Genomic DNA, 21,911 nt, shown 5'->3' with positions numbered 1-21,911 from the left:
AAGAGGATTCGAATGAGATTAAGTTTATTTTTTGTTTTAACTGTTTTAGTAGGTGCAGGTTTTTCAGATGTTATTTTCGAAGAAAATTTCGATTGCAGGCAAATCTCGCAAACAGCAGTCAAAAGCGGTGAAAATGCTGTTTCAGTTTCAAAAGGCAGCCTTGATTTCAGCTGGTTAGAGGAAACCGGGAATAAACTCCTTCATAAAGGCAATGATGTTGATGCTGTGTGGGATGTTGATATTGAGCCCTACAGAAAGAACAGCAAAACAATTTATATAAGCTTTTTGCTGAGAAACTTAAATCCGGATGTAAAGCACAGCTTTGCGGGTTTGGGAATTTATAACAACGGCAATGAACTGTTTGGTATTGGTAACGATTTCGAATCTAATTATTTCAAATATTACTATTCCGGCGGCAGCAGAATTATAGGCAAGGCACCAACTCTGGTAGATGGAGAAGTTCATCTTATAGCTGCTCGAATAGATTTCAGGAAGGGAAAAAAGGATAAATTCACAATCTGGCTCGACCCTCTTGTACGGAGAGACCTAAACGACCAAAACGAATGGAAAATCGCAAGGGGAGAGTTTGAATTTGATTTTAATGAGCTCAGATTCAGAGCGGGAGATGAGAATAACAAGTGGGAGTTTGATGAGCTGAAAATCGCCACAGATTGGGATTCGCTTTTCGAATACGACAACTCTCCGGGCGGGAAGGTCTCAAAAGCAATAAAAAATGCCGAACTTCCCGGCAGAAGTGAAAAGCTCGATAAAGACGTAAACCGCTTTTATGCAAAGTATGCTGATTTAGAGCAAGTCCCGTTCTCTTTTGCAATTGCCAAAGAGTTTGAAAATGTCAGCAGGCTGCAAGAAACCCCAGGCCTTAGGCCTGTTTTTTCTAAGACCAACGGACGCAAATATGTTTATTTTGACACGCCTGCTGAAGACGATTTCTATGGTATAGGTGAGGCTCAGGGAGGTCTGAAGAGGAACGGATATAGGATAGTTTTCTACAATCGAGACAACTACAACTACCGGATCCCTGATAAGATGTATCAGAGTCATCCTTGGGTTATGGGTGTTCGTCCGGATGGAACCGCATACGGAATAATTTTTGATACGACTTGGAAGTCGGAAATTGATTTAAGAGCGGGCATATTGTTTTCAGTTCCCGGAGATGCTCTTGATTTTCCAGTTTACACCCTCGAAGCTAAGAACCCTTCAAGGCTGCTTGAAATGCTTGGAGAGATTACAGGCAAAATCGATATGCCGCCAAGATGGGCAATTGGTTATCAGCAGTGCAGATATTCTTACTATCCAGACAGCCGAGTACGTGAAATAGCTCGAGAATTCAGGCAGAGGCAGATTCCATGCGATGTTATCTGGCTCGACATACATTATATGGACGGATATCGTATTTTTACATTCGACCCTGAACGTTTCCCCAACCCCAAGGGATTGAATGATTATCTTCATACCAAAGGATTTAAGAACGTTTGGATGATAGACCCTGCGCCAAAATATGAAGAGGGGTACTCGGTTTACGACAGCGGCAGCGAAATTGATGCATGGGTTAAAACTAAAGACGGCGAGGATTATATCGGCAAGGTCTGGCCGGGGAAAACCGTCTTTCCTGATTATACTATTCCGAGGGTTAGAAAATGGTGGGCTGATCATTATCAGGATTTCCTCGATCAGGGTGTTGACGGGGTATGGAATGACATGAATGAGCCGGCCGTTTTTGAAGCAAAGGGACATACTATGCCGCCGGATAACATTCACAGAGGCGGCGGCAAATTAAAGCCGGGCAAGCATATTCAGTACCATAATGTTTACGGCTATTTGATGATCAAGGCTACAAGAGAGGGTATGCTGCAATACGCTCCAAACAAAAGACCGTTTGTTCTTTCAAGGGCTAATTTCCTCGGCGGACAGAGGTTTGGCGCAACTTGGACAGGCGATAACGGTTCAACTTGGGCTCATTTGGAACAGTCTATTCCAATGTCTCTTAATCTTTCTCTTTCCGGCCAGCCATTCAACGGGCCGGATATCGGAGGTTTTGTAGGTGATGCCACGCCTCAGCTTTATGCACACTGGATCAGCGCAGGGGCATATTTCCCCTTCAGCAGATCGCATACAGCTAATGGGACGAAAAATCATGAGCCTTGGTCTTTCGGGGAAGAAACAGAAAAAGCCTCAAGGCGTGCCCTTAACAAGCGTTACAGGCTTATGCCATATCTATATACGCTATTTTGGCACTCACATAAAAACGGCAGTGCTGTTATGAAACCGGTTTTCTTTGCAGACCCCGATGATAAATCCCTCAGAGCTGAGGATCAGGTCTTTATGCTTGGCGATAATCTTATTGTTATTCCAAAGTGGGCAGAAGATGTTAATTTGCCTGAAGGTGTTTTCAGAGATCTCGAAATCGGCGATAACGAAAAGTGGGATAAGTATCAGTGCAAACTGCTTCAGAAGGGCGGAAGCATTATCCCGGTAGGAGAAAAAGTTCAGTCAACTGAAGAGCTGGGCGCGGTCAATCCGATTACGCTGTCGATTGTCCTGGACGAAAACGGCAAGGCATCCGGCAGGCTTTATGAAGACAGCGGCAAAGGCTATGAATTCAAAGAGGGCGAATTCGTAGTTTCAAACTTCAAAGCTGAAAGAACAGACGGCGGGATCAGTGTAACCTGCGATAAACAGGTTGGTGAATTCGCTTACGATAAGCGTTTTGTAAAGATTGCTTGGATCACAGAGAATGGAATAAGCTTCGGCTATGGTGATATATGCAAAGAAATCGAAGTTATGAAAACTGATAAATTCGAATATATTGAATAAACACTGTATTATTGCAGAAAGGATTTCTCATGGATAATCACAATAATAAAACCCAAAAAGCCTTCACCCTTATAGAGCTGCTGGTGGTTATATCAATTATTGCTATTCTAATGGCTGTTTTGATCCCGTCGCTCAACAAAGCCAGAAAAGCAGCGAAAAATATCTTATGCAAGAATAACTTAAAGCAGTACGGCATTTCAGGCAATATGTACGTGAATGAGAATGATTACGAATTTCCCAATGCTTGGAACTGTATATTCAAGCCCGATCTTGCAGGCGGAGATATCAACTGCCAGTGGCACGATGCCCAGAGAAATCCTGTAAACGATGATTATCAGCATCTTCAGGGTTCTCTTTTTCCGTATTTAGGCGACAACACAGAGATTAATCTCTGTCCGATGTTTGAATCTTTCGCCAAAAGATACGGGACAGAACACCCATATCATAATTCTGAAATTGAAATTGAACCTCAGTACAGCTACAGTATGAATGCTTTTCTCTCGCCTAATTCCAATAACTATACAGACGGTCAGCCGCTGAAATATGATGCAGTAAAAAGGGCGGGCAATACTTTCTTTTTCTCAGAAGAGAATATGTGGCTTAGGGAGGAAAACGGGGCACGGAAAAATACCGCAGCTCTGAACGACAATGCACTATGTGCCAGATTTAGGGACAATTTTGTTGAGACCAACCTCCCCAAGGATTACGACGGGCAGTTCGATGATCTTTTCGGAAGCTTCCACAAAACCGAATTAAGCGTACAAGATAGAGGAGACGGCACGGCGAATGCTGTCTTCGTAGATGGCCATGTTAGTGAAGTTCGCTGGCAGGATACATACAGATTATCATTAGTGAAAAGATAATACATCTAAACGATTAATTGCGCAAAGAAGTTATGCAGAAAAACATAAATACCGACACTAAAGACCTCTTTGTTGGAATAGACTTGGGCGGGACGTTCGTAAAGATCGGCTGCTTCAGCGAGAAGATGGAGATGCTCTCAAAGATCTCCATCCCCACCGATAACGACCGGCCTAAGGCCACAATGAATTCAGTGGTCAATGCACTTGGCAGCTTATTAAGTCAGGCAGGGTTAAGGATGGAAGACATAAAAGCCGCTGGAATAGGATGTCCGGGGGTTTTGGATACAAAAAAAGGCATGATAATTACCTCGCCCAATCTGCCGGTCTATAAGGGTTTTTCGATAAGCAGATATGTTTCAGAGAAGATAAACGCTCCCTGCATTCTTGAAAATGATGCGAATGTGGCGGGCTGGGGGGAGTATGTCCTCGGCGCAGCTGAGGACGTGGATGATATGGTGCTTTTAACTCTCGGTACAGGTATCGGCGGGGCAGTAATAACAGACGGCAAGCTTATTCACGGCGCCGGTAACAGCGCATCTGAGCTCGGTCATATCATAATCTATCCCGAAGGCAGAGAGTGCGGCTGCACGCAGAGGGGCTGCGCTGAGACTTATGCCTCAGCCTCGGCAACTGCCAAAAGGGCAAACGAAATGCTTGCTGAGGGAGCGGCCTCTTCACTTCAGGATATATTTATCGAAAGGGGCGATGTTAGCTGTAAGGAGGTTTACGAGCATGCGTCTCAAGGCGACAGATTTGCTTATGAAATCACTGAACTCACGGCTAAAGTTATAGGGCTTCTCTGCGTGAATATCTTTTCATACTCAAACCCCGATAAGATTGTTTTCTCAGGCGGAATGATTGCCGCTGGACAGGCACTGCTTGACAGAATCAGTTTTTATTTCAATAAATTTATCCGCAAAGATATTGATGTGAAAATAGAGTTCTGTTTTGCAAATCTCAGAGAGGATTCCGGGATTATAGGAAGCGCTGCCCTTGCCAGAGATACGTTCTGCTTAGTTTAAAAAGGATCCATGGAATTATGAAGAAATTTATTATTTTGCTTTTAGCTGTGTCTTTTTGCCATGCTGGGAATTATACTGCAAACTCCTATAAAGATACCAGGGGAGAAGCCTCAGCAGAAGTTCAGCAAAATGATGGAAAAAGGCAGTTCATCTTGTCAACAACACTCGAGCTCAGAGACAGCAACAGCAGCAAGCTGAATATTACAGAAAAAGCATGGCCAACACTGCATTCCGGCTCGAAGCTTTTTGACGGGCTTTTTGCTATGGCTTACTATGAGGCCGAATTAAATTCTGTATCAAGCATTTCAGACTATAGTTTTAATTACAGCAGCAGTTTGCAAAGGCCTTACTTTCAAACTGGCGAGAAATGGAAATACGTTTGGACAAGAGACCTTTCATATTCAATAGAGCTCTCGCTGGCCGGCTTTGATCAGGAAAGGTGCATCAATTCACTTTTGTTCAAGACAAGCCGGCTGAAAGAGGGGATAGAAGGGGGCTTTGAGCCCCAGATTATTCAAGATACCGGCTCCGGCGGAAGCTGGCCTGTTTCTACAGACAGGGTGGTTTGGGCCTTGGCGGCAAAAGAGCTTGCAAAAAATCTTCACGGTGTTCTCAGGGCTGATTTCTTGGATGAGTGCTGGCCGGTAATAAAAAACACCGTGGAGCAGGACAGGAAAATTATATTCGACACCACCTGCGGGCTGTATTCCGGCGAGCAGTCTTTTCTCGACTGGCGGGAACAGAGCTATCCATACCGAACGCGAGACAATGTTACTCTCATAGCTCAATCCAAATCGCTCTCAACAAACGTGCTGCATTACAATATGCTTAAATTCGCCGCAAAACTTGCGGAAAGAAACAACTCCCCCTTGCAGGATAAGTATTCTGAGTGGTCTGAATCGCTCAAAAAAAGCATAAATGAAAATTTTTACCTTGAAGATGATGGATATTACAGCTCACTTATTATTGAAGACAAAATGACTGTCAAAACCAATCGCAGAGATCTTCTCGGTGAGTCTTTAGCAGTTATTTGCGGTGTGGCAGATGAGAAAACCGCCGAAAAACTTGCAGCGAATTACCCTACAGGCAAATTCGGGACACCTGTGGTTTGGCCTCAGGTGAAGAACGTGCCGATATATCACAATCACGGGATATGGCCTTTTGTTTCAGCTTACAGACTTAAGGCAGCAAAGACTGCTGAGAACTCAAAAGCTGTAAACAGCGCAGTTCACTCCCTTGTTTCAAAGGCGGCTCTAAATTTGTCGAATATGGAAAATTACGACTTTGCATCAGGCCTTGCTTACGCAGAATCTAATGGAATCAGCGGTCCAGTTATCAATTCCAGACGCCAGCTATGGTCTGTGGCAGGTTATATTGGGATGGTTCAGGAAGTTATCTTCGGCTTCGAACCGAGCTGGAACAGCATAAAACTCGCTCCCTACGTAACAGGATGGATGCACAGCAATCTCTTCAATGGCGCAAATAAGGTTCAGCTCAAAGGGCTTGAATACCACGGAAAAATAATAAATATCACCCTCAATCTTCCTGAAAAGCCCTCACATAGCAGCCGTTATAATCTGGAAAGCATCAAATTAAATTCGAATCAGCTTAACTCTTTCCATATAAATGAAAACAGGCTTTCAAAAGTGAACAGCTTTGAAATACGTCTTTCCGCTGGTTCACCTTCCCGAGATAAAATAAATACTGTTGAAAAGCTTTCCGGAAGCACTATATTTGCTCCGGAAACGCCGAAGGATGTATCTGCTGAAAGCGAATTCGGGCTTGTTCATCTAAAGTGGCAGGGACAGGAAAGTTCCAATATATACTACAGGGTTTACAGAAACGGGGAGCTTGTCGCAGATAGAATCTGGGCAAACAGCTGGAGGGACAATAATTCTGCCGGCTTTAAATACACGCCTTACTATTATGCAGTGTGCAGCGTTTTTAATGATAGCGGAAATACATCGCACATAAGTGAATATGTTCCGGCTGCGGATTATTCGGTTGAAGTGGAAGCCTCGCAGATGCAAAACAAAGGCGGATACCTTGTAAACGACCATCATTTTGAGAACTGGGGCAAATCAGGGCACGAGATTGAATGCGAGTTTACTCCCAAATTTTCCGGCCTTCACCGAATATACGTAAAATATTCCAACGGAGCTTTTGGAATTAATTCCGGAATCACATGTGCTGTGAAAAATATTCAGCTTGCTGAGAAAGATTCAAACAGCAGTAAAACCGAAGGATACTTGATTATGCCCCATACTGCAAAGCACGGAAGCGGCAAGCCCGGCTGGGATATTTACAGAGATTCCGCTTTCATATATGCCGAACTCGAAAAAGAAAAGACATATAAAGTTCTGATAAGCGAGGATGAATATTCTCGCAATATGAGCTATTTTCAGCATTACTCGCCGTACAAAAATACAGGCGGAGGAAATGAGCCTTACAATTACACCAACATTTCGCAATTAAAAGTTCTGCCTTGCGGGGAATAATTATGCGAATCTGTGTTTTGCTGCTTATTTTTACCTGCTGTGCCTCAGTTGAATCGGCAGAAGAAAGATGGTGGGAAGGTGCAGTTTTCTATGAGGTCTTTGTAAGGAGTTTTTATGATTCCGATGCCGACGGTATCGGGGATATAAAAGGGCTAATTCAAAAGCTCGACTACCTCAATGACGGCAGCCCTGAAACAACTTCAGACTTAGGAATTAATGCTCTCTGGCTTATGCCGATTATGCCCTCTCCGAGTTATCATGGATATGATGTTACCGATTACCGAGACATAAACCCAGATTACGGGAACCTGCTGGATTTTGGCAGATTTCTCGAGGAGGCTCACAGTCGCGGCATAAAGGTGATAATTGATTTTGTGCCCAACCACACCTCAAATAAACATCCGTGGTTTAAAAATTCATTGAAAGCCCATCAGGACAGTTACAGAAACTTTTATGTATGGCGAGATGATCCTGAAGGCAGAGAAAATTGGCATAAAGCTCAATCAGGCAGCTACTACGGCTTTTTCAGCAGGGTTATGCCGGACTTAAACTACAGATGCAGCGAAGTTCGAAGAAGGGTTAAAAATGCAGGGCGGTTTTGGATTGAAGAGGTTGGCGTTGATGGATTTCGGCTTGATGCTGTTAAATATCTCGTAGAAAATGAAGGCGAAATACAAAATACAGCCGGAACATTTAGAGTGCTGAAACAATTGAGAAAGAATTGGAAGAGCTGCTCTGAGGATGTATTCATAATAGGTGAGATATGGGATCAGGCTGATGTTATCCGTGAATACACGATTAAAGGCTGCGTTGATATGGGTTTTCAGTTTCCTTTTTCATGGGCATTAGTCGAAGACATCAAAGACCGAACCCCTAATAAGATTTCTCAGATTATTGATAAGGCGTGCAGTGATTATTCTGATTTCAGTTTTGCCCCGTTTCTTTCAAACCACGACCAAAACAGGATATTCTCTCAGCTTTCAAAGAACATGGCCGAAATGAAGCTTGCCGCTGCTGTTCTGCTCACTTCCCCGGGCACGCCCTTTATCTATTATGGCGAGGAGATTGGCATGACCGGAACAAAGCCGGACCCGGAAATCCGCAAGCCGATGCAGTGGTCTGCAGGCCAAAATGCAGGCTTCACAAAAGGGCTTCCTTGGAAAAAACCTAATGAAAACTTCAATCAATTCAACGTTGAGAAGATGGAGACTGATGAGCATTCTCTGCTGAACTGGTATAAAAAGCTGATCAGGCTTAGAAACCAAAGTCAATCTCTCAGGTGCGGCGATTTTAAGCTGCTGAACTCAGATGCTGATCCCATCCTCGCTTTTCAAAGACGCTGGGAAGATGAAATAATTGCAGTGGTGCATAATTTTTCAGAAAACAAATCCTCTGTCAACGGCATCAAGATTATTGGCCGTAACAGAAAAAGCAAAGTTTGCTTCGAAAAGCTTTTGGGCAGAAGCCTCAAAATCAAGACCGATTCATTAGTAATTTCAGGCATAGCCAAGCCGCATTCAACGGAAATCTTCAGGATAACTGCCTATTAGCTGGCAAATTACTATTCAAGCCAGCTGCTGACGAAAATCTGCAGGTCCTCTATATCCACCGAGCCGGACATATTGAAATCTGCTCCTTCGCAGGAGTGCCACAAATCGCAGCTGCCTGTCCATTGCTCAGAAAACATTCCGAAATCGAGATTGTCAACGATTGTATCTCCATTCATATTTGGCCCAGTCCCCTGAGAGAGCACTACCATGCTGTACGGCCCAATCCCCACATCAGCATGATAATCAAGACCGTGTTTGGAGCCTGAGTAGGCATAGGTGTCGTAAGAGTTCCAGCTGCCGAATTCTGGGTCGTAGCCCTCCCAGTCGCTGTTGAAACGCACTCTCCATCGCCCCTCTCTGGGCATGCCGATACTGTAGTTAGTGAAGCCTGCGCCGCTGAAATTTGCGAGAATTATTACATCATCTCCCGGGCCTCCGTTCCACCATCTATGGTATGCTATTACTTTCGCAGAATTGTTTACATGGAAAACATTTACGTTGCCTGCTTTCAAACCGAGGGTATTTCCGCCCAAATTTCTTCGAAGAGCTATTAGATGTTTATAAAGCATATTTATCCCGGAAAACGTGCTTTTTCTTGACCAGTCTAAAGGTGTATCGTCGTGCCAAGCTCCTGTCTCAAGAAGTTCCTGCCCCATAAAAAGCATCGGTATTCCCGGGCTTGTCATAACAATCCCTGCTGCAAGTGTAGAGCGTTTCTTGGCCCAGTAGCTCTCAGGGTTATCCCAGTGTATAGCTGAAGGTAGCCTGCTTTTTCCGCTTGAAGCGCCCGCCTCATCGTGGCTCTCGGAATAAATTACTCTCTGGGTGTCAGTTCCGTTGTAGAGATTTGTTATCGCATCTCGAACATCATACATATTTCTGTTCGGATCGTCAGACTGTGTAACTACGCCTTTAATCTTATGATGGAACCCCGCATCCCACTGAGAATCGAAGCCTGCCCCTCCTTCACCGGTGGTTTTGGTAATCCATTCATTATCGCGCATATCTTCTGCAATAGAGATCTTTTCGGAATGGGCCGCATCTATCTCATTGTTTATCCACTGCATCAGAGTCCAGCCCTCCGGTATCTCTGGCTGCATAATCCCGCGTTCGCGAATATACGCTGTTCCATCCATTCTAATGCCGTCCATATTGTATTCATTGAGCCAGTACATCACGTTGTCTCGGATGAATGAACGCACCTCGCCGGTGCTGTAGTTCGGACGGGTATCGCCCCAAGGAGTAAAACGATTGTCATTTTCATAAAAGTATATCCCGCCTGTATCTTCGGAGGCGCTGTATCCATCGAACTGCCATAATGATTCGCCAAGGTCTGTAGGGCCTAGATGATTGTAAACCAAATCAATCAAAACGGCAATGCCCCTCTTATGGCACTGGTCTATGAAAAATTTCAGCTGCTCAGGGCTCCCGTATGCACTTTCAGGTGCAAATAGATTTACCGGATTATAGCCGAGGGAGTAGCTGCCGGGGAATTCACATACCGGCATAAGCTGCACTGCATTTATGCCAAGCGTAACGAGGTGGTCAAGTTTCATAGCAGCCGAGTAGTATGTTCCCGGATCCCCGCCCGGGGCATCATAGTATGTTCCAAGATGCATTTCATATATAACCATATCATTCCATGCAGGCGGAGAGAATTCATCCCAGTCGTACTGGTTATCAGTGATTATCGAGTTGCCGACAGAGCTCACCACATCAAACGCCCGCGGGTCGCTTTTCCAGAGCTCTCCGTTTATTACATACCTGTATTCATTGCCTTCTTCGGCTCCATTGACATCTGCAGACCACCATCCGCCTGCCTCACTGTAGAGCGGGTTGGCAGAGGAGTTCCAATAATTAAATTCGCCAGCCACATTTACCTCTTCAGCATTCGGCGCCCAAACCCGAAATGTTGCTCCTCCCGGGTATAATATTGCCCCAGCCCCAGATCTGGAGGAAGGCTCAGCAATAGCCGCTGCTGAAATAAGCACCAAAATAAGTAAAGATTTGCGAATTGACTTCAAACCTGAAAAATATGATAAGTGCAGCATAAAAGATTATCCTCGAATATTGTTTAATTGCGCTTTTTTCTTAACTTCTTTAATAGTTGAAAAAAAAGTTGGATTTTGTAAGTGAATTCTGTTTTATTTGAACAAAAATATTCCTGACCAATATATAAATCGCTGATATTAAAACGAGAAAAGTTTTTATTTTATTTATTTTTACTTTTAACGTATTATTTATTCTTTTAAAATTGAAATTATTGTTATAATGATTTAAATTATGTTAATCAGCACATATCAGCTATTGTTGTGTTGACCTTTTATAAAGTATAGGTAAAATCTGTCGAAGTGTTTTGAGAGCTACTAAATACAGGTGAAAGCGGTTTGAATTGCATGACAGCGCAATACGTCGATGAAACAAAATTCCGCGGACTGGTGCGTCAGAGGAGCAGAATACTTTTTAGTTACACAAGCTTTCTGGCAAATCACGAAGACCCGCACAGGGTGCTTACCAGGCCTCTTGCAGGAATTATATTATCCCAGTCTATTCAGCTGGAGGAGCTAGTAGATTTCTACGGAGCTCAAAATAACCTTCGATGGGCAAGATTCAGGTCTTTCGTTGCTACGCTGAAGCGTTTCAGCGATGTCCTTTACGAGCTTATCCACATAAAATACGGCATTCCGGAGTACAGAATCCAGGAAGAGTGCCAGCAGTTTGAACAGGCTACAGATAAGGCAATCTCTTATATCAAGAATATAGTTCACAATACAGCCAAGCAATTTGTAGAACACTGCATAAGACTGGAAATAGATTCCAAACCTATAGAGATCCTTGAAGATGAGATTGACGAGCACATTTTGGAGGGCAAGCTCAAATACGACCACGAAAGGCGGCACGTTGTAGAGGTTGGCAAGATTGTTACATTTCTCGGCACATCCTTTTTGAATATGATTGCTGATACGTCTCTTAAGGCCATCGTGGAGGGGGACAAGCCTTTTGATAATGAATCATATTCAATATCCCCGATAAGCGAAGAAAAGCTCAGGATGCTTGAGCATAATTTCCACAATATGCAATGCAATTATGACACTTATGTATCGAAAACAGACACTGAAAGCCATGATGAATCTCTCCCTATACTCCGGGGGCATGTAAGTGTTGTATTCCATCTTCTCACTATAGCCGTTTCTCTTTCACATTATTACGAACGTCATCTCAGCGAATACAGAGACCCTACACAGGAATTCAAGGGGCAGCTTGTTGACCCTTCAGGGCTGTTAGAAAACCTTACCGACTACTGCATTCATTACATTCGCAATTATGTAAACAGCGCAAAGAATCTCTGTCAGAATATGATCAAGAAGTATTCCGAGCAGGGCGAGATAACAGTTCCAGTTCCCCAATACAGAGGTTTCCACGTCCGTCCTTCGACGCTTATCGCCCTTATAGCCAACCACTACGGAAGCGAGCTGAAGATGGATATGCTGGGCGAAGAGTATGATGCGAGCTCTCCTCTTGAGCTTTTCAGAGCAAATGAAGCTATTAATTCAGAAAAAAGAAAAGGGCTCAACAGGGAAGTGCTGAATCTGGATATAAACCGAAAGGTTGATTCCAATACAGATATGCGGATCATCGTGAACGACCTTGTTATGACTCTTGCAGATCAGGGCAAGATGATGATCTACGACCATCCGCTTGAGATTTCGCCGGATATTAATGATAGAAAAGAGGCCACATTGATTGACACTATCAGAGATGAAGTAGCCAGGCTCTTAGCTGTAGGAAAAGTTGACATCGTTACAAACCTTCAGGCTCATTTCAGGGGGGATAAACGCGTTTTGGAAGACATCAAGCTTCTTGCCCATTACGGCTACGGCGAAGACAACTACGGCAACAACATCCCGCTTCCTCCGAGTCTGGAGTATCTTAGAAAATGAATTTCTCGCGTATTGAACTTTCAGCTGCCGATATCACCGATACTGAGATTCAGGCTGTTACAGAGGTGCTAAAAAGCGGGAAACTGTCTTTAGGCCCAAAGCTTGCCGAATTTGAAGAGGCGGTTAAAGCCCTCACTGGTGCAAAGTATGCAGTTGCTGTAAACAGCGGGACGAGCGGACTTTTCCTCTGCCTGAAAGCTATGGGTATAGGCCCGGGTGACGAAGTGATAACCACTCCATTTACGTTTATAGCCTCGGTGAATGTTATTCTGCAAGCAGGGGCGAAGCCTGTTTTTGCCGACATACACCCGGATTACCTGAATATGAATCCCGATTTGATTGATGAACTGGTTACGCCTAAAACAAAGGCCATAGAAGCAGTTCACGCCTTCGGAAATCCGTGGGGAATTGATGAGGTTCAGCGCATTGCCCGAGAAAGAGGTCTGATGCTCATAGAAGACAGCTGCGAGGCTATTGGAACTGTGTACAAAAGCATACCTGCGGGTATGTTCGGCGATGCCGGTTTTTTTGCCTTTTATCCCAATAAGCAGATTACAACAGGTGAGGGGGGGATAATAATTACGGACAACCCCGAACTGGCCGATTTATGCCGGTCTTTGAGGAATCAGGGACGCAGCCCAGACGGAGGGTGGCTCAGCCATGAAAGAGTTGGGTATAATTTCCGTTTATCCGATATAAACTGCGCTCTGGGAACTGCTCAGCTCTCAAGGTTTGCAGAGATTAAAATGAAAAGATCGCAGGCGGCAGGCAAATACATAGAAAAACTCAATTCTGATAAAAGGCTCATAATGCCTCAGCTGCCTGATAATTGCGATTTCAGCTGGTTTGTCTTTGTTGTAAGGCTAACTGAAGACTGCAGCCTTAATCAAAGGAACGAACTTCTCGATATGCTCAAGTCTGAAGGGGTTTGTGCGAGCAATTATTTCCCGCCCGTGCATCTCCAGCCGTTTATTAAAGCTCCCCTCGGCATAGAAGAAGGCAGTTTCCCTGTGACAGAAAGCGTGAGCAGCCGAACTGTTGCACTGCCTTTTCACAGCAATTTGAGTGATGAGAAGATTGATTTTGTATGTGAAAAACTGAGCTTGTGTTTAGACAGGCTTTAATTATAAACTTGTTGCGTACTGGTTGTACCCGATTCGAAGGCGCTGCTCCCCAAGCGGCGTCTTCACTTTTATTGCCTTGCGGAGACAATCTAAAATGAAACTGAACATAAAAAATGAGCTTAAAGGAAGAGAGCTCCCGCTGGTTATGGGCATATTGAATGTAACGCCGGATTCTTTCAGTGACGGGGGAGATTATTCCGACCTTAAAAGTGCAGTGATGAGGGCAGATGAGCTCATCTGTGAGGGTGCTGAAATAATAGATGTAGGGGCTGAGTCCACCCGCCCGGGTGCCGAGCCTGTGAGCCCTGAGATTCAAATTGAGCGGTTTTACGAAGTAATAAAGGCTGTAAAAGCCAAACACAGCACCCGAATAAGCATTGACACTCAAAGCAGCACAGCGGCCGAAGCAGCTTTGGAGGCTGGGGCGGATATAATCAATGACATATCCAGCGGCTCTGATCCGAAGATGTTCAAACTTGCAGCGGAAAAGTCGGCAGGCATTGTGCTGATGCATATGCAGGGTACGCCCCGTACAATGCAGAAGACCCCTGAATACGAGAACGTTACTTTTGACGTTATGGAGTATCTTAAGAAGCGTAAATCCTCCGCAGTTGAGGCAGGGGTCTGCGAGGATAATATAATACTCGACCCGGGCATAGGATTCGGCAAAACTCTGAAGCACAACCTAGAGCTTACCAGAAACCTCAGAAAAATCAAAGATCTTGGCAGTCCGGTCTTGTACGGTGCGAGCAGGAAGAGTTTCATCGGTAAAATAACGGGCAGGCAAGAAGCAAAAAACAGAGAGGGCGGTACAATAGCCTCCACTATCTACGCAATGCAGCAGGGCGTTTCTTTAATTCGGGTTCACCGGCCTGGAATCAATCTTGATGCAATGAGGCTTTACAGGACTCTGGAAGAGGGGATTAACCCTGCATGAGTCTTGGCTGACCTGTAGCAGATAAAACATCCCTCCATAAAGGCCCGTCCGGGTCAATGTAATTCCTTTTTGAAGTAGCCAAGGGGATCGGTATGTGAACATAAGTATTGTAAATCATACTTATCAGAAATTCTGTCCTTCCGGCCATTGCTCCATGTACCGCATTATCTCCAAGGCGGGAGCAGTAAATCGTATCATTTGGGTTTGGAGGGGCGCTTCTTATTATATAGCTTGGATCTATGAATTTAAGATTTATATCCCAATTTTTACTAGAGAAATGCTCTTCGATGTTTTCCTTGAGATAAATACCTATATCAGCAAGCCTTCTATTTCCCGAGGCATCTTTGCTTTTTTCCGCTTCAAGCAGATCCTGCCCCGCGCCCTCAGCCGCAACAATCACTGCGTGGTCTTTATATTTCATTCTCTTTTCAAGCGTTGCAAGGAATCCTTTTTCTCCCTTCAGACTGAAAGGCACTTCGGGTACAAGAACAAAATTTACGTCCTGGCTTGCAAGGGCGGTGTGAGCAGCTATGAAGCCTGATTCCCTGCCCATAAGTTTTACTAGGCCTACCCCCATACAGGCATCTTTTGCCTCAATATGGGCGGCTGCCACAGCATCAATGGCCTTTGAAACGGCAGTTTCAAAGCCGAATGAACGCTCTATAAAGCTCAAATCATTATCTATCGTTTTGGGTATGCCAACAACTGATATATTCAAATTTCTCTTTTCCGCTTCCCTTGATATATCAAGAGAACCCTTTTGAGTACCGTCTCCGCCGATAATGAATAGCATATTTATGTTCATTCGCTCAACAGCATCAACTATTTCTCTCGCGCGGTCCCCGTGGCCTCTAGAGGAGCCGAGAATTGTGCCGCCCTTAGTGTGTATATCGTCAACAGTTTCTGGGGTTAAATTTACGGTGGGCAGCCCAAATTCAGGCAGAAAGCCGCGATAACCATACTGTATCCCTGTAAGCCTTTTGACTCCGTAGCTGTAGAAGAGAGTATGCGTTATAGAGCGTATAACAGCATTGAGCCCCGGGCAAAGCCCGCCGCAGGTTACAACTGCTGCGTTTACTTTCGCAGGGTCGAAATATATTTCCTGCCTTGGCCCGGCCTTTTCAACCAGCTGATGCTTTTTTATGTCTAAATTTATGTCCCCTCGAGGCAGCTGGATATTATATATAATCCCCCGCTCGTCGCTTGCGTAATTCGCCACATAATCGCCTTGAGTTGTTGAAAAGCTCAGCGGGGAATTTACCGTACATCTGCCGAGTGTTTTGATAGTAAAATCATAATTGGTGCCGGGCATTATCTCTCCAAATCCGCATTAACTGTTAATTGATGCGTCTTTTGCAATCACAGCTTCGGTTTGGCGAGTTCTGAACTGTTTGAGCTTTTTGTCCACTTCTTCATCGAAAAGGCTTATTATCTGCGCTGCAAAAATCGCTGCATTTTTCGCTCCGGCTTTGCCTATTGCCATCGAGGCCACAGGCACTCCCGGAGGCATTTGTACAGTGCTGAGGAGGGCATCCAGCCCGTTGGGGCCTTCAGAAGCCTGCATTGGCACGCCAATTACCGGAAGCTCTGTCCTTCCTGCTACAGACCCTGCAAGATGGGCGGCCATTCCAGCAGCAGCGATAATAACTTTATAGCCGTTTTCCTTTGCCTTATCAGCAAAATCAGCGGCCTCAAGAGGAGTGCGGTGAGCGGAGATAACCCTTACTGTGGGCTGTATGCCGAATTCCTTGAGAGTGTCAATGCATTTCTGCATTGTTGAAAGATCGCTGTCTGAACCCATAATTACCGCTGCTTTAATGTTTTTATCTCCCATTGCTGTCTTACCCTTCCCATAAAAAAGTACTTTAATTTTTGTAAAACGTCTTTTTGACTGTATAATGATTTTATAAATAATTTTTGATTTTTCAAGAAGGAGAGAGAATGGTTGCCAGAGAGATGATATGCGCCGGAAGCTTTTATCCGTCCTTGAAAAGCGACTGCCAGAGAGCTATAGACTCTCTGCTACAGCAGGTGAAAGAACCTCAGCTCGATACAAATTTCGAGCCTAAAGCAGCAGTTGTTCCCCATGCCGGCTGGGAGTTTTGCGGTGATGTAACCGCTTCAGTATTTAATGCACTCAAAGAAAGCGAAATACATATTGATATATTTCTGCTCTTTGGTGCTGTTCATCTGAGGGGCGTGCTCAGCGCAGCGGTTTATAATGGCTCCGCTTGGAAGACGCCGATGGGCATAATTAACGCTAACCGCCAGCTTGCTGATTCTCTTGTTAAAAGCAGCTCTGTATTTGAAGAAGACAGCCGATGCCATTCAGGCGAACACAGCCTAGAAGTGGTGTGCCCGTTCATAAAACACCTGTACCCTGATGCAGAAATATGCCCTGTTCTTGTTCCGCCTTCAGAGGATGCATTTCAGGCAGGTCAGCAAGCGGCTGAGGCCGTTAAAGATCTGAAGGACAAAAATGTTTTCTGCATAGCTTCTTCTGATCTAACCCATTACGGCAGGAGGTTTGATTTCGCGCCCGCAGGAGAAGGAGAGACCGGCTGCAAATGGGCTAAAGATGTCAACGACAAGGCTTTCATTGAAGCAGCTGTATCTATGAACGCAAAATCAGTGCTCTCTAAAGGCATATACGAGAGGAGCTCATGCGGGCCTGGTGCTGTGGCTGCAGCGGTAGAGTATGCAAGGCAGATGGGCAGTAAAAAGGGCAGGCTGCTGAAACACACCCACAGCTTCGAGGTAATCAGTTCCAACTACCTTTGCAGCAGCGATTCTAGCGTTGGTTATGCAGGCATAATCTTTTAGCGGGCAATGATTAACCGTTTTTATCGCTCCCGTCTTTGTTTTTGCTTTTGGCGAGAATATTTTTATCATTAGCAAATAATTTGAAAATTACTTTTAGACGGGAACTTATATGATTTATCCAATAAAATTTGAACCAATTTTAGTTGAGAAAGTCTGGGGCGGGAATTCTATATGCAGTAAGTATCTGAACAACCCCTCGGACAACAGGAAAATCGGCGAGAGCTGGCTACTCTCTGATATACCAGGTGCGAGAAGCAAAATTGTCAATGGGCAGTTAAAAGGCCTGAGCATAAATGAAATAATTGAAAGATACCCTTCTGAGCTTTTTGGAGGGGGCTTTTCAGGCGGTTCATTTCCTCTTATGATAAAGATCATTGATGCAGGGGACAGGCTAAGCCTTCAGGTTCATCCAGACAAAAAGACCTGTGAACAAACTGGAAAAGGCAATCCGAAGACTGAATGCTGGTATATCCTTGATGCTCAGCCCGATTCGTTCATTTACAAAGGGCTCAAAGAAGGTGTTACACCTGAACAGCTCAGGGAAGGCATTGAAAACAGCGATTGCGAAAGACTGCTGCAGAAAGTGCCTGTCAGCCCTGGCGAGTGCCATTTTATCCCTTCCGGCACATTCCATGCTATAGGCAGCGGGATTCTCATCGCTGAGATTCAGCAGCCATCAGATACAACATACAGAGTTTATGACTGGGGGAGAATGGGGCAGGACGGAAATCCCCGCCAGCTGCACATCAAAGAGGCTTTAGAATGTATTGAGAATATGCCTGACCCTGCAAATAATCCAGCCACAGAGGGTAGGCTCGTGGAGGCTGAAGAATTCAGCGTGGATAAGAAGTCTTTAAATGCAGGTGAAGCCTTCCGTTGGGATAAAGGTGAGATGGCGGCTGTGTTTGCCGCTGAGGGTAAAGGTTTGATTGAAGGCAATTTCGAAGGGCAGGTGAGTTACAGCCCGGGCGAATGTATAATACTTCCGTATTGCTTTGAGGGTAAAATCAAAGCAGATAAAAAAACTGATATGCTCATTTCGAGAATTTGAAAGCAAAAAGGATATTTATGAACGTACCAATGTTAGACCTCAAAAAGCAGTTTGCAGGGATAAAGGATGAAGTAATGCCTGCTATAGAGCAGGTTTGCCAATCACAGGCCTGCTGCCTCGGTCCTGCTGTTGAGCAGTTCGAAAAAAACGCTTCGCAATTTTGCAATGCAGAGTATTCAATTGCAGTTTCAAGCGGAACAGACGCCCTTCTGGTATCGCTTATGGCGGCGGGTATCGGCAGGGGGGATGAAGTTATCCTGCCCTCGTTTACCTTCGCAGCAACTACGGGCACTGCCGCAAGGCTTGGTGCTGTGCCTGTTTTTGCTGACATTAGCGAAAGAACTTTCAACATAGACCCTGTCAAGATTGAAGAAAAGGTTACGCCTAAAACCAAGGCTATTATTCCTGTGCATTTGTTCGGGCAGATGGCTGATATGATGCCGATAATGGACATTGCATCAAGACACGGCTTAACTGTAATCGAAGATGCAGCCCAGAGCATAGGAGCTTCACAAAACGGCCAGTCCAGCGGAACAATAGGCGATTTCGGGTGCTTCTCGTTTTACCCGACAAAAAACCTCGGCGCTTTCGGCGATGCCGGAATGATAACAACTTGCAGCAGTGAGAATGACAGCATCTGCAGGATGATTAGGAACCACGGTCAGAATAAGCAGTACGAATACGAACGTATCGGCGGGAATTTCCGAATGGACGGGATTCAGGGAGCAGTTCTAAACGTAAAGCTAAAGCACCTGAAAGACTGGGAAAGAAAGAGACAGGCCAATGCTGCAATGTATGATGAACTTCTGAAGGATGTTAAGCAGATTCAGCTGCCTGTGATAGAAAGCGGGAACGTAAGCGTTTACAATCAGTACACAATAAAAGCCGAAAATCGGGATCAGCTCAAGGAATATCTCCGCGATAACGGCATAGGCAGCGCAGTGTATTACCCGGCTCCTCTTAACAAGCAGAAATGTTTTGAATATCTCAGCTGCAGCCGCGAAACTCTGCCCGTAACGGAAAAAGTATGCAGGGAGGTTCTTTCTATTCCCGTAAGCCCCGAGATAGAAAGGCAGCAGCTCGAATACACCGCAGATAAGATTCGTGAATTCTACAGCTGCTGAAAATTGAATGCTGATAATTGCAGATTTAGGCAAAACACATTTCGCTGATGTTTTTAAGCTTCAGAAAACGCTCGTTTCGAAGCGAAGAAGCGGAATTATCCTGCTTACAGAGCATTACCCTGTAATAACAACCGGAATCCGTAAAGACAAGAACATCCTGCTGAAAGATGCAGAGGTTTTGGAGAAAAGCGGGATTGAGCTGTTCGCTGCAAACAGAGGCGGCGGGGCAACCTGCCACAATGTCGGGCAGCTGGTGGTTTATCCTGTGATTGAGCTAAGCAGGCATCAATTCGGGATTAGAGACTACATCTCGGCTTTGGAAAAAATCGGTCGGAAGCTTTTTTATTCCTTCGGCCTTAAAACTTCAAAACGCATGGGATATCCCGGGCTCTGGAAAATGGAAAAGAAAATTGCATCAATCGGTGTTCGTATAAATTCAGGGCTCGCCTACCATGGCATTGCCTTGAATCTCTGCAACGATTTGGATATATTCAATAATATAATCCCCTGCGGCCTTGAAGGGGTTGAGGTTACAAGCCTCGAAAAAGAGATATCAGGGTCTGTCGATTTTAATGAAGCGAAAAGAAGGGCAGCCGAAATTCTCGGCCAAACTTTTAATGAAGAATATAAATGCACACAAAAAACGGTTTCCGAGCTGGCTGAAGACGAAAATATCAGCCTCCAGCAGCTATTGCAAAACTGAAGAGCTGGTCAATTCTCTCGGTATAAACACAATCTGCGTAGAAGCAAACTGCCCAAATAAAGGCGAATGCTGGTCAAGGGGCACTGCGAGCGTTTTGATTCTGGGGAATGTATGCACAAGGAACTGCAAGTTCTGCTCAGTTCCGTTCGGCTCTCCCGCTCCGCCGGACAAGAGGGAGCCTGAAAAACTATCCAGATTAACAAATGAGCTGAAAATCAGTTATCTGGTTATTACAAGCGTTACCAGAGATGACCTTCCCTTTGGCGGCGCTGCTCATTTCAGAGATACCGTGCTGGAGATTCGCAAGAACAATCCGCATGCCGCTTTCGAACTGCTTACGCCCGATTTTGCCGGCTGCCAAGATGATGCGATCAATATAATAGTGGAAGCTTTGCCGTTTGTGTTTTCGCATAATATCGAAACGGTTGAAGAGCTTTTTCCAAAGGCAAGGCCGCAGGGCAGCTATAAGAGGTCTTTGGAGCTTTTGCAGAAATTTGCCGAAAGATTTCCGGATGTTCCGCTTAAATCATCCTTTATGCTCGGTCTTGGAGAAACGGATGCGCAGATTGAAAAGCTTCTCAGAGATTTGAAGAACTGCGGAGCCCAGCGATTGGCGATGGGGCAGTATCTAAAGTCTTCGAAATCCTCGCTTGATGTAGAGGAATTCATTACCCCCGAAAAATTCTCATACTGGCGCAGTCTATCGCTTGATATGGGTTTTGAATCTGTGCAGGCATCGCCCTTTACAAGAAGCTCTTATATGGCGGAATCTATGTAATCGTTTTTCTATTTAGGAGTTCGGCTGCCGGGATGGCCAGTTCTTGAAAAGCCATGGAACTTAGACAGATTGTATTCCACCTTGGACTGCGAACCCTTGCATTTTGCAGGTATTTTTCGGCCTCTACAGCCCTAAATATAAATCTGTCCTCGCTGAGGGTATAATCGATATCGTATTCACACTGGCAGAATGGATTGTCAAGCCTGTAAGCGAAGACAAACAGAGGCACAAAGCCTTCCTGCTTGGCTTTGGAGATAAAATCGCGGTCCGCAGAGGTAATCCAGTTTTGAAAAGAACTGCACGTAATCTTTCTCCGTGTTCTAACTGTTCTGCCCTTCAGCTCCACTGCGGCGAAAAAATCAGGGAATGAAACGAGAAAATCAAACCTCTTTAAGCTTGTTTTTCCGCTCTGAGGGATATATTCAAAATCAAGCCCGCTTTCTTCCAGCCAATAGCTGAAAACAGTTTCATAAACATTTTTATAACAATTGCGCATCCGTATTATCTTGCTGTTTAAGCTGAAAATTTAACAAACTCAGCATTATAAAGCCCTTTTTAACAATCTGTTTCCAGTTACAACTTGTAATATATAGCCAAATGATTATATTTCAAGTATTCGGCGGCCGCCAGTAATTGATAAGTGTTAGCGGCTCTGCTGAGAT

17 protein-coding genes are annotated in these 21,911 nt (G+C 44.8%); 13 read left to right on the top strand and 4 right to left on the bottom strand.

Annotated features, from left to right (window positions below; genetic code table 11):
- Nucleotides 1–12 precede the first annotated feature (12 nt).
- Genes L21SP3_RS03155 through L21SP3_RS03135 form a run of 5 tightly spaced genes read left to right on the top strand, consistent with a single transcriptional unit; the run spans nucleotide 13 to nucleotide 8,768 of the window.
- Nucleotides 13–2,835 (top strand): TIM-barrel domain-containing protein, encoded by a 2,823-nt coding sequence (locus tag L21SP3_RS03155; protein WP_077539305.1) that lies wholly within the window; start codon nucleotides 13–15, stop codon nucleotides 2,833–2,835.
- A gap of 29 nt (nucleotides 2,836–2,864) precedes the next feature.
- Nucleotides 2,865–3,698: a type II secretion system protein gene (locus L21SP3_RS03150; RefSeq protein WP_077539304.1), complete on the top strand. Its 834-nt coding sequence runs from the start codon at nucleotides 2,865–2,867 to the stop codon at nucleotides 3,696–3,698.
- Between the two features lie 32 nt (nucleotides 3,699–3,730).
- Nucleotides 3,731–4,720, top strand: coding sequence for an ROK family protein (locus tag L21SP3_RS03145; RefSeq protein WP_077539303.1), 990 nt, complete (start codon nucleotides 3,731–3,733; stop codon nucleotides 4,718–4,720).
- Between the two features lie 17 nt (nucleotides 4,721–4,737).
- Nucleotides 4,738–7,218, top strand: a complete 2,481-nt coding sequence (locus L21SP3_RS03140; protein WP_077539302.1) for an amylo-alpha-1,6-glucosidase — start codon at nucleotides 4,738–4,740, stop codon at nucleotides 7,216–7,218.
- A 2-nt stretch (nucleotides 7,219–7,220) separates the two neighbouring features.
- A complete protein-coding gene (locus tag L21SP3_RS03135; RefSeq protein ID WP_077539301.1) occupies nucleotides 7,221–8,768 on the top strand; it encodes an alpha-amylase family glycosyl hydrolase in 1,548 nt (515 codons plus the stop codon).
- An 11-nt stretch (nucleotides 8,769–8,779) separates the two neighbouring features.
- On the opposite strand, the gene L21SP3_RS03130 is transcribed toward L21SP3_RS03135, so the two are convergent.
- Nucleotides 8,780–10,759 carry an alpha-amylase family glycosyl hydrolase gene (locus tag L21SP3_RS03130; protein WP_390612112.1) on the bottom strand — a complete coding sequence of 660 codons (1,980 nt, stop codon included), beginning with the start codon at nucleotides 10,757–10,759 and terminating at the stop codon, nucleotides 8,780–8,782.
- Between the two features lie 405 nt (nucleotides 10,760–11,164).
- Between L21SP3_RS03130 and L21SP3_RS03125 the strand changes: the two genes are divergently transcribed.
- From L21SP3_RS03125 to folP, 3 genes are all read left to right on the top strand, one after another.
- Nucleotides 11,165–12,709: an HPr family phosphocarrier protein gene (locus L21SP3_RS03125; RefSeq protein ID WP_077539299.1), complete on the top strand. Its 1,545-nt coding sequence runs from the start codon at nucleotides 11,165–11,167 to the stop codon at nucleotides 12,707–12,709.
- Nucleotides 12,706–13,833: a DegT/DnrJ/EryC1/StrS family aminotransferase gene (locus tag L21SP3_RS03120; RefSeq protein WP_077539298.1), complete on the top strand. Its 1,128-nt coding sequence runs from the start codon at nucleotides 12,706–12,708 to the stop codon at nucleotides 13,831–13,833. Before L21SP3_RS03125 ends, L21SP3_RS03120 begins: the two co-directional genes overlap by 4 nt.
- Before the next feature lie 94 nt (nucleotides 13,834–13,927).
- On the top strand, nucleotides 13,928–14,770 hold the full coding sequence (gene folP / locus L21SP3_RS03115; protein ID WP_077539297.1) for a dihydropteroate synthase: 843 nt from the start codon (nucleotides 13,928–13,930) through the stop codon (nucleotides 14,768–14,770).
- Here the strand turns inward: folP and L21SP3_RS03110 are convergent.
- Entirely contained in the window at nucleotides 14,757–16,082 is a 1,326-nt protein-coding gene (locus tag L21SP3_RS03110; protein WP_077539296.1) for an ATP-dependent 6-phosphofructokinase, read from the bottom strand. The genes folP and L21SP3_RS03110 overlap by 14 nt on opposite strands.
- 18 nt (nucleotides 16,083–16,100) lie before the next feature.
- Nucleotides 16,101–16,604, bottom strand: coding sequence for a 5-(carboxyamino)imidazole ribonucleotide mutase (gene purE, locus L21SP3_RS03105; protein WP_077539295.1), 504 nt, complete (start codon nucleotides 16,602–16,604; stop codon nucleotides 16,101–16,103).
- A gap of 107 nt (nucleotides 16,605–16,711) precedes the next feature.
- Here purE and amrB point away from each other — a divergent pair, with 107 nt between their 5' ends.
- The 5 genes from amrB to lipA all read left to right on the top strand — a co-directional run bounded on the left by amrB (nucleotide 16,712) and on the right by lipA (nucleotide 21,249).
- Nucleotides 16,712–17,593, top strand: a complete 882-nt coding sequence (gene amrB / locus L21SP3_RS03100) for an AmmeMemoRadiSam system protein B (RefSeq protein ID WP_077539294.1) — start codon at nucleotides 16,712–16,714, stop codon at nucleotides 17,591–17,593.
- Between the two features lie 109 nt (nucleotides 17,594–17,702).
- Nucleotides 17,703–18,644 carry a type I phosphomannose isomerase catalytic subunit gene (locus L21SP3_RS03095; protein ID WP_077539293.1) on the top strand — a complete coding sequence of 314 codons (942 nt, stop codon included), beginning with the start codon at nucleotides 17,703–17,705 and terminating at the stop codon, nucleotides 18,642–18,644.
- A 17-nt stretch (nucleotides 18,645–18,661) separates the two neighbouring features.
- Entirely contained in the window at nucleotides 18,662–19,768 is a 1,107-nt protein-coding gene (locus L21SP3_RS03090; RefSeq protein WP_077541812.1) for a DegT/DnrJ/EryC1/StrS family aminotransferase, read from the top strand.
- A gap of 7 nt (nucleotides 19,769–19,775) precedes the next feature.
- Nucleotides 19,776–20,471, top strand: coding sequence for a lipoyl(octanoyl) transferase LipB (gene lipB / locus L21SP3_RS03085; RefSeq protein ID WP_077539292.1), 696 nt, complete (start codon nucleotides 19,776–19,778; stop codon nucleotides 20,469–20,471).
- Nucleotides 20,386–21,249: a lipoyl synthase gene (gene lipA / locus L21SP3_RS03080; protein WP_161488074.1), complete on the top strand. Its 864-nt coding sequence runs from the start codon at nucleotides 20,386–20,388 to the stop codon at nucleotides 21,247–21,249. The genes lipB and lipA overlap by 86 nt, the downstream gene beginning before the upstream one ends.
- Here lipA and L21SP3_RS03075 read toward each other — a convergent pair.
- Nucleotides 21,242–21,745 carry an HYExAFE family protein gene (locus L21SP3_RS03075; RefSeq protein ID WP_077539290.1) on the bottom strand — a complete coding sequence of 168 codons (504 nt, stop codon included), beginning with the start codon at nucleotides 21,743–21,745 and terminating at the stop codon, nucleotides 21,242–21,244. The genes lipA and L21SP3_RS03075 overlap by 8 nt on opposite strands.
- Between the last annotated feature and the right edge of the window lie 166 nt (nucleotides 21,746–21,911).

Origin of the sequence: Sedimentisphaera cyanobacteriorum, from assembly GCF_001997385.1 — a bacterium.
Classification (GTDB): domain Bacteria; phylum Planctomycetota; class Phycisphaerae; order Sedimentisphaerales; family Sedimentisphaeraceae; genus Sedimentisphaera; species Sedimentisphaera cyanobacteriorum.
The sequence above is the reverse complement of the archived record's forward strand: the minus strand, read 5'-3'. Positions and strand labels throughout refer to the sequence as shown.

Bases quoted from the DNA above. Each gene is read 5' to 3' on its own strand.
- L21SP3_RS03155 (WP_077539305.1), top strand. From the start codon at position 13: ATGAGATTAAGTTTATTTTTTGTTTTAACTGTTTTAGTAGGTGCAGGT.
- L21SP3_RS03150 (WP_077539304.1), top strand. From the start codon at position 2,865: ATGGATAATCACAATAATAAAACCCAAAAAGCCTTCACCCTTATAGAG.
- L21SP3_RS03145 (WP_077539303.1), top strand. From the start codon at position 3,731: ATGCAGAAAAACATAAATACCGACACTAAAGACCTCTTTGTTGGAATA.
- L21SP3_RS03140 (WP_077539302.1), top strand. From the start codon at position 4,738: ATGAAGAAATTTATTATTTTGCTTTTAGCTGTGTCTTTTTGCCATGCT.
- L21SP3_RS03135 (WP_077539301.1), top strand. From the start codon at position 7,221: ATGCGAATCTGTGTTTTGCTGCTTATTTTTACCTGCTGTGCCTCAGTT.
- L21SP3_RS03125 (WP_077539299.1), top strand. From the start codon at position 11,165: ATGACAGCGCAATACGTCGATGAAACAAAATTCCGCGGACTGGTGCGT.
- L21SP3_RS03120 (WP_077539298.1), top strand. From the start codon at position 12,706: ATGAATTTCTCGCGTATTGAACTTTCAGCTGCCGATATCACCGATACT.
- folP (WP_077539297.1), top strand. From the start codon at position 13,928: ATGAAACTGAACATAAAAAATGAGCTTAAAGGAAGAGAGCTCCCGCTG.
- L21SP3_RS03110 (WP_077539296.1), bottom strand. From the start codon at position 16,082: ATGCCCGGCACCAATTATGATTTTACTATCAAAACACTCGGCAGATGT.
- purE (WP_077539295.1), bottom strand. From the start codon at position 16,604: ATGGGAGATAAAAACATTAAAGCAGCGGTAATTATGGGTTCAGACAGC.
- amrB (WP_077539294.1), top strand. From the start codon at position 16,712: ATGGTTGCCAGAGAGATGATATGCGCCGGAAGCTTTTATCCGTCCTTG.
- L21SP3_RS03095 (WP_077539293.1), top strand. From the start codon at position 17,703: ATGATTTATCCAATAAAATTTGAACCAATTTTAGTTGAGAAAGTCTGG.
- L21SP3_RS03090 (WP_077541812.1), top strand. From the start codon at position 18,662: ATGAACGTACCAATGTTAGACCTCAAAAAGCAGTTTGCAGGGATAAAG.
- lipB (WP_077539292.1), top strand. From the start codon at position 19,776: ATGCTGATAATTGCAGATTTAGGCAAAACACATTTCGCTGATGTTTTT.
- lipA (WP_161488074.1), top strand. From the start codon at position 20,386: ATGAAGAATATAAATGCACACAAAAAACGGTTTCCGAGCTGGCTGAAG.
- L21SP3_RS03075 (WP_077539290.1), bottom strand. From the start codon at position 21,745: ATGCGCAATTGTTATAAAAATGTTTATGAAACTGTTTTCAGCTATTGG.